This window comes from Cupriavidus sp. YAF13, from assembly GCF_052113425.1.
Lineage (GTDB): Bacteria > Pseudomonadota > Gammaproteobacteria > Burkholderiales > Burkholderiaceae > Cupriavidus.
Genome location: NZ_JBFRDD010000015.1, coordinates 51240 through 66966, shown reverse-complemented (window position 1 = coordinate 66966; position 15727 = coordinate 51240). Strand labels below are relative to the sequence as shown.

17 protein-coding genes are annotated in these 15727 nt (G+C 65.5%); 4 read left to right on the top strand and 13 right to left on the bottom strand.

What is annotated here, in order from left to right; all coding sequences use genetic code 11:
• Positions 1–16 precede the first annotated feature (16 nt).
• The gene (otnI, locus tag AB4061_RS14655) at positions 17–799 is read left to right on the top strand and encodes a 2-oxo-tetronate isomerase (protein ID WP_441634892.1); all 783 of its coding nucleotides are present in this window, start codon (positions 17–19) and stop codon (positions 797–799) included.
• A 49-nt stretch (positions 800–848) separates the two neighbouring features.
• Entirely contained in the window at positions 849–1838 is a 990-nt protein-coding gene (denD, locus tag AB4061_RS14650; RefSeq protein WP_441634890.1) for a D-erythronate dehydrogenase, read from the top strand.
• 79 nt (positions 1839–1917) lie between these two features.
• Here the strand turns inward: denD and AB4061_RS14645 are convergent, their stop codons facing one another.
• The 3 genes from AB4061_RS14645 to AB4061_RS14635 form a co-directional block, all read right to left on the bottom strand.
• Positions 1918–2355, bottom strand: coding sequence for a YbgC/FadM family acyl-CoA thioesterase (locus tag AB4061_RS14645; protein ID WP_441634888.1), 438 nt, complete (start codon positions 2353–2355; stop codon positions 1918–1920).
• Between the two features lie 99 nt (positions 2356–2454).
• Positions 2455–3441: a tripartite tricarboxylate transporter substrate binding protein gene (locus AB4061_RS14640; protein WP_150990354.1), complete on the bottom strand. Its 987-nt coding sequence runs from the start codon at positions 3439–3441 to the stop codon at positions 2455–2457.
• A 122-nt stretch (positions 3442–3563) separates the two neighbouring features.
• Complete coding sequence (locus tag AB4061_RS14635; protein WP_441634998.1) at positions 3564–4538, bottom strand: alpha/beta hydrolase; 975 nt, start codon at positions 4536–4538, stop codon at positions 3564–3566.
• A gap of 300 nt (positions 4539–4838) precedes the next feature.
• Between AB4061_RS14635 and AB4061_RS14630 the strand changes: the two genes are divergently transcribed.
• Both AB4061_RS14630 and AB4061_RS14625 read left to right on the top strand, forming a co-directional pair.
• The gene (locus tag AB4061_RS14630; protein ID WP_441634886.1) at positions 4839–5987 is read left to right on the top strand and encodes an iron-containing alcohol dehydrogenase; all 1149 of its coding nucleotides are present in this window, start codon (positions 4839–4841) and stop codon (positions 5985–5987) included.
• An 80-nt stretch (positions 5988–6067) separates the two neighbouring features.
• Complete coding sequence (locus AB4061_RS14625; RefSeq protein ID WP_441634884.1) at positions 6068–6589, top strand: O-acetyl-ADP-ribose deacetylase; 522 nt, start codon at positions 6068–6070, stop codon at positions 6587–6589.
• A gap of 140 nt (positions 6590–6729) precedes the next feature.
• Here AB4061_RS14625 and AB4061_RS14620 read toward each other — a convergent pair whose 3' ends face one another.
• From AB4061_RS14620 to AB4061_RS14575, 10 genes are all read right to left on the bottom strand, one after another.
• Positions 6730–7011 carry a helix-turn-helix domain-containing protein gene (locus AB4061_RS14620; RefSeq protein WP_441634883.1) on the bottom strand — a complete coding sequence of 94 codons (282 nt, stop codon included), beginning with the start codon at positions 7009–7011 and terminating at the stop codon, positions 6730–6732.
• A 56-nt stretch (positions 7012–7067) separates the two neighbouring features.
• A complete protein-coding gene (locus AB4061_RS14615; protein ID WP_441634881.1) occupies positions 7068–7334 on the bottom strand; it encodes a type II toxin-antitoxin system RelE/ParE family toxin in 267 nt (88 codons plus the stop codon).
• 86 nt (positions 7335–7420) lie between these two features.
• Positions 7421–8131, bottom strand: coding sequence for an aspartate/glutamate racemase family protein (locus tag AB4061_RS14610; RefSeq protein ID WP_441634879.1), 711 nt, complete (start codon positions 8129–8131; stop codon positions 7421–7423).
• Between the two features lie 144 nt (positions 8132–8275).
• On the bottom strand, positions 8276–9196 hold the full coding sequence (locus AB4061_RS14605; RefSeq protein ID WP_441634877.1) for an alpha/beta fold hydrolase: 921 nt from the start codon (positions 9194–9196) through the stop codon (positions 8276–8278).
• A gap of 72 nt (positions 9197–9268) precedes the next feature.
• Positions 9269–10171 (bottom strand): SDR family oxidoreductase, encoded by a 903-nt coding sequence (locus AB4061_RS14600; RefSeq protein ID WP_441634875.1) that lies wholly within the window; start codon positions 10169–10171, stop codon positions 9269–9271.
• A 56-nt stretch (positions 10172–10227) separates the two neighbouring features.
• Complete coding sequence (locus AB4061_RS14595; protein ID WP_441634873.1) at positions 10228–11163, bottom strand: glutathione S-transferase family protein; 936 nt, start codon at positions 11161–11163, stop codon at positions 10228–10230.
• Between the two features lie 187 nt (positions 11164–11350).
• Positions 11351–12172: an SDR family oxidoreductase gene (locus AB4061_RS14590; protein WP_150990339.1), complete on the bottom strand. Its 822-nt coding sequence runs from the start codon at positions 12170–12172 to the stop codon at positions 11351–11353.
• Between the two features lie 4 nt (positions 12173–12176).
• Positions 12177–13031 carry a class II aldolase/adducin family protein gene (locus AB4061_RS14585; RefSeq protein WP_441634871.1) on the bottom strand — a complete coding sequence of 285 codons (855 nt, stop codon included), beginning with the start codon at positions 13029–13031 and terminating at the stop codon, positions 12177–12179.
• Between the two features lie 121 nt (positions 13032–13152).
• Positions 13153–14163, bottom strand: coding sequence for an NADP-dependent oxidoreductase (locus AB4061_RS14580; protein ID WP_441634869.1), 1011 nt, complete (start codon positions 14161–14163; stop codon positions 13153–13155).
• Positions 14164–14260: 97 nt separating this feature from the next.
• Complete coding sequence (locus AB4061_RS14575) at positions 14261–15646, bottom strand: serine hydrolase domain-containing protein (RefSeq protein WP_441634867.1); 1386 nt, start codon at positions 15644–15646, stop codon at positions 14261–14263.
• Between the last annotated feature and the right edge of the window lie 81 nt (positions 15647–15727).

Sequence of the window (15727 nt, the reverse complement as noted above, 5' to 3'; positions counted from 1 at the left end):
TCTCCTGGAGCACCGCATGCCGCGTTTTGCCGCCAACCTGTCGATGATGTACACCGAGCACGCCTTCCTGGATCGCTTCGCCGCCGCAGCGGCTGACGGTTTCAGGGCCGTAGAGTATCTCTTCCCGTACGAACACACCGCCGCGGAGATCCGCGCGCGGCTCGACGCCAACGGCCTGGCGCAAGCGCTGTTCAACGCGCCGCCCGGCGACTGGCACGCCGGCGAGCGCGGCATGGCCGCCCTGCCCGGGCGCCAGGCCGAATTTCGCGACGCCTTCGGCCGCGCGCTGGAGTACGCCGCCGTGATTGGCAATGACAAGATCCACGTGATGGCCGGCCTGGTGCCGGCCGGCGCGGACCACGGGCGTCATCGCGCCTGCTACCTGGAAAACCTGGCGCATGCCGCGCAGGCCGCCGCGGCACAGGGCATCACGGTCCTGATCGAGCCCATCAACGGACGCGACATGCCGGGCTACTTCCTCAACCGCCAGGACGACGGCCAGGCCATCTGCAAGGAAGTGGGCGCGGCCAACCTGAAAGTGCAGTTCGACTGCTACCACTGCCAGATCGTGGAAGGCGACCTTGCCGTCAAGCTCAAACGCGACTTTGCCGGCATCGGCCACATCCAGATTGCCGGCGTGCCCGAGCGCCACGAGCCGGACCTGGGCGAGCTGAACTACCCCTACCTGTTCGACGTGATCGATGGCCTCGGCTATGACGGCTGGATCGGCTGCGAGTATCGTCCGCGCGCCGGTACCTCGGCGGGTTTGGGCTGGCTCAAGCCTTACTTGAAGGCCTGAGCGGCCGCTGTATCCATGCCGCCCACGGCGGCACAACAGGAAAACAAACATGCAAGTACTGATCACCGGCGGGGCCGGCTTTCTCGGCCTGCAACTGGCCCGCCAGCTGCTACAGCGCGGCACCCTGGACATCGACGGCAAGCCCGTCGCCATCGCGGGCCTGACGCTGCTCGACGTGGTAGCGCCGCCCCCGCTGAACGACGCGCGCGTGCGTGTGGTCACCGGCGACTTGTCCGACCCCGCCGTGCTGGCGCAGGCCATCGATGCACATACCGGCGCGGTGTTCCACCTGGCGGCGGTGGTCAGCGGCCAGGCCGAGGCGGATTTTGACCTGGGCATGCGCGTGAACCTGGATGCCGCGCGCGCGTTGCTGGAAACCTGCCGGGCGCTTCACGTGAAACATGGCAGCCGGCCACGCGTGGTGTTCACCAGTTCGGTGGCGGTGTACGGCGGCACCCTGCCCGCTGTGGTGCAGGACGATACCGCGCTCAATCCGCAATCCTCCTACGGCGCGCAGAAGGCCATCGGCGAGCTGCTGCTGTCGGACTACAGCCGCCGCGGCTTTGTCGACGGCCGCGTGCTGCGCCTGCCGACCATCAGCGTGCGGCCGGGCAAGCCCAATGCCGCGGCTTCGTCGTTTGCCAGCGGCATCATCCGCGAGCCACTGGCAGGCGTTGCCGCCAATTGCCCGGTCTCGCCGGAAACGCCGCTGTGGCTGCTGTCCCCGCGCGGGGCGATTGCCGCGCTGGTGCGGGGCATGGAGATCGATGGCGCGAAGTTTGGCGAACGCCGGACGGTGAACCTGCCCGGCTTGTCGGTCACGCCCAGGGAGATGGTGGCGGCGTTGCGGCGCGTGGCCGGCGACGCCGTGGCGGATCGCGTGAGCTGGGAGCGCGAGGCGCGCATCGAGAATATCGTCGGCACCTGGCCTGCCGCATGGAATACGGAGCGCGCGCTGGCGCTGGGGTTCCAGGGCGACGAGGATTTCGATGCGGTGATCCGGGCTTATATCGAGGATGCGGGCATAGCGGCACGTTGAACCCGCAGGCGCGTCTTGGCGGCGCTGGCTTGCACGCGGGCCAACGCCGCCGCACCTGGAACGACGGAAGCCGGACAGGTCAAGCGTCCGGCTTCACCACTTCATATGCCGTGATCGTTTCCCGCACCGGCCCCGGAATCGGCGCCGACTTCTGCGTGGTGGGATCCGCGCAGACATAGACGATTTCGCCCGTGACCAGGTGCTCGTCGCCACGGTACATCTCGACGCGGAACAGCATGCTGGAGCGGCCCAGGCGCGCAATCCGCCCCCGGATCTCCAGCATGTCGTCAAAGCGCGCGGACGCGTGATACTCCAGCGTGGATTTCACGACGAAGATATCCACGCCGTGCGCGTGCAGCACATCCTCCGGATACCGGATCCCCACCGCGCGCCAGTACTCCGTCACGCAGATATCGCAGTAGGTCAGGTAGTGCGCATTGAACACGATCGACTGCGGATCCACCTCGGCCCAACGCACGCGCAGCGGCATGCTGTGACGGAAATCTTCCTTCGCCATGTCGGCGTTCCCCTTGGTTGCCGGCCAGATATCGGCCCGATATGAAAACGGCGCCGGCCCCGGACAGGGCGGCGCCGGCATAAAGCGGCTAAGCCACGCTTATTGCGGCTTGTTCAGCCCTAGCTTGTCGATAATGGCCTTCTCTTTCTTGACCGTATCGGCGGCGAAGTGCGCATATTGCTCGCTGCTCATGTAGAACGGCTCCATGTCGAACTTGGCCAGCGCATCGCGGTAGTTCTGCATTTCCATGGCCTTCTTGAAGCCGTCGTGCAGCTTCTTGACGATCTTCGGATCGGTGCCCTTGGGTGCCACCACGCCGAACGGCGAGGTCTGCACGATGCCCAGGCCCAGTTCCTTCAACGTCGGCACATTGGGGAAGCGCGCCGAGCGCTTCTCGCCCCAGGTCGACAGCAGGCGCAGCTTGCCGGACTCCACGTACGGTGCCCAGGCCGGGGTGTCCGCCACCGACATCACGTGCCCGCCCAGCAGGGCCTGCATCGATTCCGAGTTGCCCTTGTACGGAATATGCGAGAACTGCACGTTCTGCTTCATGGCCAGCTCTTCCATGGTCAGGTGCAGCGTGGTCATCGAGCCCGGCGAGCCGTAAGTCAGGCGGCCCGGGTTGGCCTTGGCGTAGGCGATGTAGTCCTGCATGGTCTTGATCGGCGAATCCACCGGCACAACCAGGCCGAACGAGTAGCCGGCCAGGTTGATCACGTACGACAAGTCCTTGACCGGATCCCAGTTGATCTTGGTGGTGTACGGCAGGCGGTAGACCGGCATGGCTACCTGCGCCAGCGTGTAGCCGTCGGGCTGGGTCGATTGCATCAACTGGGCGGGCAATACCCCGCCGGCGCCGGGCTTGTTCTCGATGATCACCGGCTGGCCGAGGATCTTGGAAGCGTTTTCCGCCAGCACGCGGAACGGCAGGTCGGTGGAACCGCCCGCGGTATAGCCGATGATCAGGCGAATCGGCCGTTGCGGGAAATTGTCCGCCTGCGCCAGGGCCGGCGCGCTGGCCAGCCCCAGGGTAGCCGCGGTGGCGGCGAGCGCGCCCGCATGGGCGAGGAAATGGCGGCGTTGCATGAGTCTGTGTCTCCTATTGCTAATGCTACTGCTACAAGTAATGCACTACACGTAAAGCCAATGAAACCGGGGGTTCTGCGACCGCTTCGATCTGGCTGCAGGCTCCTGCCAGCAAGTCCCGCTCAGCCGTCGAAGGCAGCGCGCAAGGCGGCGACCGCGTCGCCATGGGCGCCGGCCACCGCCGGGACAAAGCGTCCCAGCTTGAAAAAATCGTGGATCATGCCCTGGTAGTCGGCCAATTGCGCCGGCACGCCCGCGGCGCGCAGCTTGGCCGCATAGGCCACGCCTTCATCGTGCAGCGGGTCGTAGCCCGCCACGGCGATCCAGGCCGGGCAGCAACCGCGCACGTCAGCACCCGTGCCACCACCGTCGAGCGGGGCAAAACGCCAGTCGTCGCGGCTGGTTTCGCTGTCCAGGTATTGCGAGAAAAACCATTGGATCATCGGCGCGGTCAGCAGATAGCCCTCGGCCAGCGCGCGATGCGAAGGCGTGTCCTGACGGGCGCAAGTGCCGGGATAGATCAGCATCTGCAGGACAGGCTCCAGGCCCAGATCGCGCGCGTGCACGGCGCAGGCGCTGGCCAGGGTGCCGCCCGCGCTGTCGCCGCCCAGGGCGATACGGCTGGCATCGGCGCCCAGGCGCGCGGCCTCGGCGAACACCCACGCCATGACATCGAACGCGTCGTTCGCCGCATGGGGAAACTTCCACTGCGGGCCGAGCCGGTAGTCCACCGACAGCACCATGCAATCCGCCTGCATGCACAGCAGCCGGCTCAGGGGATCGTGCGAGTTGATGCTGCCCACCGTGAAGCCGCCACCATGGAAGTACACCAGCAAGGGCAACGGCTCGGCCCAGCTGGCCTCTCGCGGCGCATACAGCCGCACCGGGATGTCGTAGCCATCGCGCGCGGCTACCGTCAGGTTCTCCACGCTGTGCACGGCCTGCGGCGCGATATCCATGATGGGCGCGCTCTTCTCGTACGCGGTCTTGGCGTCGGCCGGGTCCAGTTCGTGGATGGACGGACGCTTCACGCGCCCGATCAGCTCCAGCAACGCCGCCACCTGCGGGTCCAGCGGCACCGGCGGCATGCCGGGCATGGCAGGCACAGGCTGGGCAGGCGCAGCGGTGGAATCAGGCGGGACAGCGGACATGGACACTCGGAATCAGTAGCAACGAACCTTCGGCAGCAGCCGAATCCCCAGTGGCGTCAGCGCCGCTGGCGTTCGAATTGTGAACGATCGTTCGATTTTAGTATGATTCCAGATGTTTCTGCAGCAAAGCATATGAAATTTCCCTGGGGCTGGTCAGGGCGGCAGGTTTTGCGCGATCGTCGACCATCGTCAGAAAAGCCAGAAGTCAGAAGAAATAGAAAACCCTCATCGACGGAGACAACATAGATGGCCTTCATTTATTACCTGACCCACATCCACCTGGATTTCGGCACCATCAGCCAGCTCAAGGCAGAGTGCGATCGCATCGGCATCCGGCGCCCGCTGGTCGTCACCGACAAAGGCGTGGTTGCCGCCGGCGTGGCCCAGCAGGCCGTCGTGGCCCTGGGCGGCCTGGCGCACGAGATCTTCGACGAAACCCCCTCCAACCCGACCGAAGCCATGGTCAAGAAGGCCGCGGCGCAGTACCGCGATAGCGGCTGCGACGGGCTGATCGCGGTCGGCGGCGGCTCCTCCATCGACCTGGCCAAGGGCATCGCCATCCTCGCCACCCATCCCGGCGAGCTGACCACCTACGCCACCATTGAAGGCGGCAGCGCCAGGATCACCGAACGTGCCGCGCCGCTGATCGCCGTGCCGACCACCTCGGGCACGGGCAGCGAGGTGGCGCGCGGCGCCATCATCATCCTGGAAGACGGCCGCAAGCTCGGCTTCCACTCCTGGCACCTGCTGCCCAAATCCGCCATCTGCGACCCGGGCCTCACGCTCGGCCTGCCGGCTGGCCTGACCGCCGCCACCGGCATGGACGCCATCGCGCATTGCGTGGAAACCTTCCTGGCGCCTGCCTTCAACCCGCCCGCTGACGGCATCGCCCTGGACGGCCTGGAGCGCGGCTGGAAGCATATCGAACGCGCCACCCGCGACGGCCAGGACCGTGACGCGCGCCTGAACATGATGAGCGCCTCCATGCAGGGCGCCATGGCCTTCCAGAAGGGACTGGGCTGCGTGCACTCGCTGTCGCACCCGCTCGGCGGCCTCAAGGTGGACGGCAGGACCGGCCTGCACCACGGCACCCTGAACGCCGTGGTGATGCCGGCGGTGCTGCGCTTCAACGCCGACGCGCCCAGCGTGGTACGCGACAACCGCTACGCCCGCCTGCGCCACGCCATGGGCCTGCCCCAGGGCGCCGACCTGGCCCAGGCCGTGCACGACATGACCGCGCGCCTCGGGCTGCCCACCGGCCTGCGCCAGATGGGCGTCACCGAAGACATGTTCGACAAGGTGATCGCCGGTGCACTGGTCGACCATTGCCACAAGACCAACCCGAAAGAGGCCAGCGCCGCGGATTATCGGCGTATGCTGGCGGAATCCATGTAAGTGCCGCGGCGGGCCGGCAGCACAGGTGCGCGGAACAGCCGGGGCGATCCAGCTTTACCACCCAGCACGGAGAAGAGGTCATGACAGGGGAACACCTGCAGGTCTTGCACGGAGACATCACCCGCATGGAAGTCGACGCCATCGTCAATGCCGCCAATAGCGGCTTGCTCGGTGGCGGCGGTGTCGACGGCGCCATCCACGGCGCTGGCGGTCCCGCCATCATGGCCGCGTGTCGCGGCATTCGCGAAACCAAGGGCGGCTGTCCCACCGGCCAGGCGGTGATCACCACCGGCGGCCTGCTACCTTCGCCTTATGTCATCCACGCGGTCGGCCCGGTCTGGCAAGGGGGCGGCCACGGCGAAGACGCCCTCCTTGCCAGCGCCTACCAGGCCAGCATTGCGCTAGCCGCGCAGCACAAGCTGCGCACCATCGCCTTTCCCAATATCAGCACCGGCATCTACGGTTTCCCGCGCGAGCGCGCCGTGGATATTGCCATCGAGGCCGTACGCAAGGCCCTGGTGGCCGCACCCACCATCGAGCAGGTCAGTTTTGTCTGCTTCGATGACGAGAACTACCGCTTGTATCGGCACAGGTTGAGTTGAACGGCTGACGGGAAATCGGCATTCCCCGCGATTTCCCGTTTTGCTGTTTTGCTGTTTTTCTTCGCTGTCGCCGCCCGCTTTCCGGGTGCTCTCTTCCTTGCCTGCCACTTCAGGCTTTCCCACGAGAGGCGTTATCGTACTCAGGCAGCATCCAATTCGATATGCACACGCCGGCCAAGGGCCGTAGCGATATTCACCAGCGCGTCAAGGGAGAACCGGGATACGCGCCCGCGCAGCAGATCATTGACCCGCGGTTGGGTAACACCACAATGCCTGGCCGCATCAGCCTGTTTCCAGTCATTGGACTTGATGATAGCCGCGATTTGTTGCATCAATTCCGTCCGCGCGCGGAGATTGGCGGCTTGTTCCGGGGTGTCCGCAATGGCGTCCCACACGCTATTAAAAGTTTCGGCATTAGTCATTTGGCACCTCTCATCAGCTCCGTGTACCGGATCCTGGCTAGATCGATATCGCGCTGCTACGTGGCCTGCGTTTTCTTCTGGAAGGCATGCAGTACGTAGACCGCATCGGCCAACCTAGCCGTGTAGACCACACGATAGGTTCCTGAATCGTCCCACACGCGAATCTCTTCCACACCCTTGCCAATATCGGGCATGGGCTTGAAGTCGTCAGGCTGCTGCCCTCGCTGGACCTTGTCTAATTGGTAGCCGGCATCCTGCCTGGCATCCTCCGGGAACTCTCGCAAGGACTTGAGCGAGTTCCCGAGGAATCGGATTAGCTTCATGGCTCGAATATACTGATCTGGATATAAGAAGACAAGTCCTTTGCGACAACGCCTGCGATGCGACCCGAACCCGCCTCCTTCCCGACCTAACTCGCTACCACCGCCCCCTCCAACGCCAGCCCCACCGCAGCCTGCGCATGCAAAGCCGTGGTATCGAACACCGGCAGCGCCACATCATCCTGCCCGATCAGCAGCGTGATCTCGGTGCAGCCCAAAATCACCCCGCCCACGCCTTGCGCCTGCAAGCCGCCGATGATCCGCCGGTACACGTCGCGCGAGGCGTCGCGCACGATGCCGTGGCATAGCTCGTCGTAGATGATCCCGTGGACCAGCGCGCGGTCGGCGGCGTCCGGGACCACGACTTCGATGCCGTGCTTGTCCTGCATGCGGCCGCGATAGAAGTCCTGCTCCATGGTGAAGGCCGTGCCAAGCAAGCCCACGCGCCGGATGCCGGCGGCGCGCAAAGCTTGCGCGGTGGGATCGACGATGTGGAGAAAGGGAATGTCGAGCGCGGCTTCCAGGACCGGGGCCACGCGGTGCATGGTGTTGGTGCAGAGCAGCACGAAATCCGCGCCGGCGGCCTGCACCTGCAGGGCGGCTTGCCGCATGGATTCGCCGAGTTCATCCCAGCGTTGCGCGTGCTGCAGTGCCTTGATCTGCTCGAAGCTGACCGTGACCATGACGCTGCGCGCGTTATGGTGGCCGCCGAGACGTTGTTTCATGTCCTGGTTGATCATGCGGTAATACTCGGCCGAGGATTCCCAGCTCATGCCGCCGATCAGTCCGATCGTTTTCATCTTGACCTTCCTCGCGCACCAGCGCTGTCGAATCAGGTCAATGTAGCAGCAGGCGCCACTCCGCCCCATGCACAGTGCGGCGGGTTCCGACCGGGCCAGCGCAGGCTCGCGTGCCTGACGCGGCCTTGCGTAGACAACAACGGATCAGGGCAAAGCGCTCCGGATCAACAGGTTGATGCGCTCCGGCTGCTCGTGGATGACCCAGTGGGTGCCATCCGGAATGCGTTCCAGCCGCATGTCCGGGACGAACTTGTCCAGCCCATCCAGCAGGCTCTTGGGCAGCGCGGTGTCGCGCTCGCCCCAGACCACCAGCGTCGGCACGCGCACGGTGAAAGCGGCGGGATCGAGCTTGGAGATATCGGGGGGCGTCTCGCCTGGCCCCGGCGGGTGCATGGGCGATGCGCGGTAATAGTTCACACCGCCGGTCAGCGGGTGAGAGCCGCCAGCGCCGGGCTGCGACCAGGCCGCGTGGTATCTCTCGCGTGTCTCGCCGGTAAACCAGGGCGCGGACTGCTTGCCCTGCCCGTTCAGGAAGCCCTCGAGCTTGGCGAAGCCGTCCGCCGCCAGCGCTTGTTCTGATCCCGGCGCGCGCAGCCAGTTCATGTAGGCCGAGGCGGCCTGCTGCTGGGGATCGCTGGTCAGTGCCTTGGCAAACACGTAGGGATGCGGTGAATTGATGATGACCAGCCGCTCCACCATCTGCGGAAACTGGATGGCCAGGTTCCAGCAGATTGCCCCGCCCCAGTCGTGCGCCACCACCACGCAATGCGAGTAGCCCAGCGCGTTGATGAAGTGGACCAGGTCCTCGACGATGTGGCGGGGGCGGTAGGCCTCGACCTCCGCGGGCTTGCTTGAGAGGTTGAAGCCACGCAGGTCCGGCGCCACGGCGAAGTGGGTCTTGCCGAACTCGGCCAGCTGGGTTTCCCACTCGTACCAGAACTCGGGAAAGCCATGCACGAACAGCACCAGCGGCTTGCCGCGCTCGCCGGCGCTGGCGTAGTGCAGACGCGTGCCATTGGGCAAGGTGGCGTACTGCAGATGGCGAATGACTGCAGGTTTGGTCATGAATTCCTCCCTTGCCGCAATGGCTGTCTCTGGTGGACTTGCTGCTGGCCGCGCCTGGCGGCTCTACCTCGCTTATCCGCGCAAGGCTGCGATGAGCCCGGCGCGCACTTCCGGCTTGTCGGCGAACGGGTCGCTCGGGTTGCGTTGGCTAATGATATCTTCGAAGCGCTGCCGCACGGGATCCAGCTGCTGCGGATGCGAGTAAATATAGAAGCCGTTGTCGCGGATGGCGTCGAAGGTGAGCTGCGCCACTTCGGCGGCCGTGACCTTGCCCGAACTGACCGCTTTGTCCGACATGGCTTGCGACACCAGCTGCGAGCGCGTGGGCGGCGCGTCATTAGCCAGCCCGGCCGGCCGGTTGCGGCCCGATTGCGTGATGCCGGTCGGCACGAAATACGGGCACAGCACCGAGCAGCGCACCTGCTCGCTGACCAGGCTGAGATCCTGGTACAGCGACTCGGACAGGGAAACCACGGCGTGCTTGGAGACGTTGTAGACGCCCATCGCGGGCGGGCTGAGCAAGCCGGCCATGGAGGCCGTATTGACGATATGGCCTTCGAACGACGGGTCCTTGGCGGCGGCCGCGAGCATCAGCGGGGTAAAGATGCGCACGCCATGGATCACGCCAAAGAGGTTGACGCCCAGCACCCACTCCCAGTCGCGCTCGGTGTTTTCCCACATCAGGCCGCCCGCGCCCACGCCGGCGTTGTTGAACAGCAGGTTGACCTGGCCAAAGGCGGCGATGGCGGCATCGGCCAGCGCCTGCACCTGCTCGGCCTTGGACACATCCACGCGCACGCCGATCACCGGCACGCCTTGCGCCTTGAACTCCGCCACGGTGGCGTCCAGTGCGTCTTCCTGCACGTCGGCCAGCACCAGCTTCATGCCGAGTCCCGCACCCAGCTTGGCGAATTCCTTGCCGAAGCCCGATGCACCGCCGGTGATCACTGCCACCTTGCCTTGGAATTGCTTCATGTTGTCTGCCTCTCGTTGCTGTCGTTGTTATCGGAAAGCCTTGCCGCGCGCGGGTCTTAGCCCGCGTGCTGCACTTGATAACCTTGGCGCGGGAAATGCACATTGACCGCACCCGCACGCGGATCCTGGCGGCGCAACGTGGCACGGTGGGCGTCCAGCGCCACCAGCACGCCGGCGACGGGATCGCGCGCGTAGTCCGTCGGCGTCACGGTGACCGCGTCGCCCGCTTCGAAGCCGCTGCCGGCAGCCACCCCGCCTGGCAACGCGGCCGGATCGGCGTGCCCTGCCACCTCCAGCGCCGACTCCGCGCTGACCACGCGCACCGAGCCATGGCCAAAGGCCTTCATGCGCCCATACCAGGCTTGCACCGCCGGATACGCATCCAGCAGCTTGGCCAGCTCACTGGCACGCTGGATAAACCAGACATTGTGGTACAGCGAAAAATCCGCCACCGACAGCTCGGCCCCGGCCACATGCGCCACGCCCGCCTTGAATTGCTGCTCGAGCCGCCCGAAGGTTTCATGCAGCATGGCGATGGCCTCGGGCAACGGCATGCGCAGTGCATTGGTATCGCCACGCATGGCCTTGCGATCCGCCGCGAAAGCCTGCATTTGCGCCGGCGTGAGGTGGCCCAGCATGCTTTGCGCGCCGGCCGGCTGGAACAGGTAGGTGACGGCGGCGGTAAACAGCGCGGTGTCGATCCAGCCAGCGACCAGGCGCGTAGCGGCGGCTTGCGCGGCGGGATAGAGCGGGCACGCGGGCGCCCCGCTGTCGATCACCTCGCAGATCAACGCGGTGTCGCAATAGATGTCGGCCCCCACCTGCAGGATCGGGGTGCGGCGGTAGCCGCCGGTCAGCGCCACCACGTCCGGCTTTGGCATGATGGGCGGGATTTCGACCGCTTGCCACGCCAGGCCCTTCGCGCCCATCAGCAGGCGGATCTTCTCGGAGAACGGCGACGTTGCGTACTGGTGAAGGATAAGGTCTGCCATGGTGTCGGAATCGCTTGTGTTGCCAGTCTGAAGCCAGCCTGAAGCCAGATTAAATTCAGCCTGAAATTTCTCTTATGCCTGCTGCCAGTGCGCCGGGCGGATGCCGCCACGGGTATCAGCAAGGCGCGTGCCTGCTATTGATCGACCTCCTCTGTCATGCTGTCATGCTGTCACGCTGTCAACCGCACTACCGCCCCGTTTGCTTCAGCGCCTTGAGCGCCATGTTCTCGACCAGGCGCGGCGCCAGCAGCTTGAGCCACAGCCCAAGCCGGCCCTTGCCGGTCATCACCAGTTCGCGCTTGCGCGCGGCCATGGCCGCCAGCATCTGGCGCGCGCATTCCTGCGCGCTCATGGCCCCCTCCTCGCGCAGCCGGCTCTCGCCCAGTGGGCGGCCGTCGGGGCCAAAGCCGTTGATGCGCGTATCGGTCGCCACCACACCGGGAAACACCACGCACACATCCACGCCAGACCCGCGCAGCTCGGCCCGCAGCGCCTCGCAGAATCCCGCCAGCGCGAACTTGCTGGCCGAGTAGGCGGTGCGGCCGGGCACGCCGATCTTGCCGGCCAGGCTGGACACCGCCACCATCAGGCCGCCGCGCTCGCGCAGGTGCGGCAGCGCCTCGCGCGTGCACCACATGGCGCCAAAGTAGTTCACGCGCATGACCTGCTCGTAGTAGCTGTAGTCCGATACTTGTTCGAAGTAGCCGTGGGCGGACACGCCGGCATTGTTGACCAGCACGTCGAGCCCGCCGTACTGCGCCACCACCGTGGCCACCAGCCGCCTGCAGTCGAACTCGTCCGACACGTCGACGCGCCACACGCCGACGTCGGCGGCCGGGTGCTGGCGGCGGATGCGCTCCGCCAGCGCCTGCAGCATGTCGACACGGCGCGCCGCCAGCGCAAGCCGCGCGCCCTGCTGCGCCAGCAGCAGGGCCAGTTCGGCGCCAATGCCGTCGGACGCGCCGGTGATCAGCACGACCTTGCCAGTAAATGGAGCAAAGGCGGCCATGACTTCAATCCAGCAGGTCGGGCTGTTCCTTGACGATGCGGGCGTATAGCGGCTGGAACTGGAACCAGCCCGCCTGCGCGGTGCCGACGATCGAATACGCTTGGCGTGCCGCGGCGTCGGAGATCACCTTCAGCGGTGCATTGGTGCGCGCGGCAGCGGCCTCGGCCAGCAACTGCACCTGGCACGAGCGCTCCATGGTGATGAACCACCAGGCGGCTTCGTCTACCGTCTTGCCCACCGTCAGCAGGCCATGGTTCTGCAGGATCGCGGCCTTGTTGCTGCCCAGCGCGTTGGCGATGCGCTGGCCTTCGTCCAACTCCACCACCACGCCGCCGAAATCGTCATAGAGGGCATGGTCGTTGTAGAAGGCGCACACGTCCTGCGTCAGCGGATCGAGCGTGCGGCCCAGCGTGGACCAGGCGCGGCCATAGGTACTATGCGAGTGCGCGGCGGCGACCGCGTCTTCACGGGTCTGGTGCACGCGCGAGTGGATGGCGAAGGCCGCGGCGTTGACCGGGTAATCGCCTTCCACCACGTCGCCATGGTGATCGCAGCGGATCAGGTTGGACACCTTGACCTGGCTGAAATGCACGCCAAACGGGTTGACCCAGAACGTATCCGGGAATTCGGGATCGCGCGCGGTGATGTGGCCGGCGACGCCTTCGTCGAAGCCGAACTTGGAAAACAAGCGGAAGGCCGCGGCCAGCCGCTGCTTGCGGTGCAGGCGTTCCTCCGCCGGCGTATCGAACTTCGGCGGGCGCGGCAGTACGCGGTACTTGGCCTTGACCGCTTCGGACAGGCCGGCGGCCATTTCGTCCTGGTCGGCTTGGGGCTTGGTGTGTTGGCCTGGCGCATTCATGGGGTGTCTCCTTGCTCGTAGTTGGTTTGCTCCCCTCTTCCCCTGAGGGAAGAGGGAGAAACAGCCGTCGTCATGGTGCGCGGCTCTGGCCCGCTCGGCGGCTTCGGTGCTTGCCTCTGGCTTAAACCAGCTTGACCAGCTGCTTGCCGAAATTCTTGCCCTTGAGCAGGCCCATAAACGCTTCCGGCGCGCTCGCCAGGCCTTGCGCGACGCTCTCGCGGAACTTGAGCTTGCCTTGCGCCACCGCGGTGCCCAGCTCTTGCAGCGCTTGCGGCCACACGTCCATGTGTTCGGACACGATAAAGCCTTCCACGGTCAGGCGCGACACCAGGATCAGCTGCGGGTTCTTCAGTGGCATCGGCTGGCCATCGTAGCCGGCAATCATGCCGCAGATAGCGATGCGCCCGAAGGCGTTCATGCGGGCCAGCACGGTGTCGAGGATCTCGCCGCCGACGTTCTCGAAATAGCCATCCACGCCGTCCGGGGTGGCTTCCTTGAACATCGTGTACAGCTCCTTGCTGTCCTTGGCCGCCTTGTAGTCAACGCAGGCATCGAAGCCCAGTTCATTGACCACGTAGTCGCACTTGTCCTTGCCGCCGGCAAAGCCCACCACGCGGCAACCCTGGAGCTTGGCCAGCTGGCCCACCACGCTGCCAACCGCACCGGAGGCAGCGCTCACCACGATGGTCTTGCCGGCCTTCGGCTGGATGATCTTGTTCAGGCCGTACCACGCCGTGACGCCGGGCATGCCGACCGAGCCAAGATAGGCCGACAGCGGAATATGGGTGGTATCGACCTTCTGGATGCCGACGCCGTTGGTGACGCCCATTTCCTGCCATCCGAACATGCCGACCACCTTGTCGCCGACAGCGTACTTGGGGTTCTTCGTCGCCACGATCTCGCCGACCGTGCCGCCGATCATCACGTCGCCCAGCGGCTGCGGGGTGGCGTACGACTTGCCCTCGTTCATGCGGCCGCGCATATACGGGTCGAGCGACAGGAAATGATTGCGGACCAGCACCTCGCCTTCGCCGATCTCGGGCACAGGCACTTCTTCCAGGCGGAAGTTCTCAGGGGTCACGGCGCCGGTGGGGCGCGATGCCAGGACGATGCGCTTGTAGGTGTTCGACATGATGGCTTCCTTACAGTGAAATGGACAAGGACACTCGTCCTTTGTCGTTCGTTGTGGGTGGTTGYCAGCTAGCTGGTCGGCTGGCTGGCTTGTTTTGCTATTTCATCAATGACAGCGCCAGTGCCCGATACGCGCGATGCGTGACGGGGTCGTTGGCGCCGTTGGCGGCGACGGGATGCGAGGCGTAGCGCACGATGGTGAGCTCCGCCTTGGGATCGACGTAAATACGCTGGCCGTGGATGCCGCGTGCCTCGAACACGCCGTGGTCGTCGTTCGAGACCCACCACATCGAACGATAGCTCCAGCCGGGCAAGGTGGCATAGCCAGCCTTGGCAAACTTGGCGGGATCGCCGCCGCGGCGGATGTCCGCCACGACTTCGGCCGGGATGACCTGGTGGCCGTTGAAGCGGCCGCCGTTGCGCATGGTCTCGCCAAAGCGGGCCAGGTCGCGCAGCGTGGTGTTCAGGCCACCGCCACCGGACTCGCTGCCGATGCTGTCCACCATGAAGTAGGCATCGTTCTCCGCGCCCATTTTTTGCCAGACGCGCTCCGAAAGCAGCTTGGCCAGCGGCTGCCCGGACACGCGCTTGACGATCCAGGCCAGGACTTCGGCATTGACGGTCTTGTAGGCGAAGGCCTGGTCATGCTCGCCGTCCTTCTTCAAGGTGACGAGGAATTCATAGAACGTCTTGGGCCCGGCATAGGCGGGCTCGCGCGGCATCATGCCGCCGGCGCGGCTGTAGTCCCAGACCTCGGCCTTGGGATCGGCGTAGTTTTCGGAGTACTTGACGCCCACCGTCATGTCCATGACTTCGCGCACCGTGGCATCGCCGTAGGCGGTGCCCGCCATCTCCGGCAGGTAGCGCGTGACGGGCGCGGCGGGGTCGAGCTTGCCGTCCGCCACCAGCATGGCGGCCAGCGTGCCGACGAAGGACTTGGTGACCGACATGGCGATGTGCGGCGTATGGTCATCCAGCGCGCCGAAGTACTTCTCGTAGACCACGCGGCCCTTATGCATCACCAGGATGCCGTCGGTATAGGTCAGGCCCAGCATGTCGCTGAACGTGCGGCGGGTGCCGTCGGCATCGGTAAACGGCACGCCACCGATATCGCGCTCGGCACGCGGCAGTGCCGAAACCGGGCCGCGCCCGTGCCAGACCGAGGCGGTCGGGACCAGTTCACGGATATGCGAAAAACTCCAGCGCGTGCGCGGGAAGCCGTTGCTGGCAGGGGTGAAGCTGATGATCTTGGCGGCTGCGGGAGGAAAGCCCTGCATCCAGCCCGCTGCAACGGGATCGGTGGCCACCGCGTCCGGGAACGCCAGTGCAGCCGGTGAGGCCGGTGCGGCTACCGGCGCGCCGGCCGAAGGAGCAGGTGCATTCTGGGCTTGGCCCGGCTGATACATGGCAAGGGCTCCTGCGCCGAAGGCGGCGAGCACGGTCAGTTTCAATCGCCGCGTGGCGGCAATCCGTTCAAACAGCATCTTGTCTCCATTTCTTGTTTTACAGCTGCTGCGCGCCGCCGGCTCTAGCTCTGGTGGCCCTGCCGGTCTTGTGGCTAATAT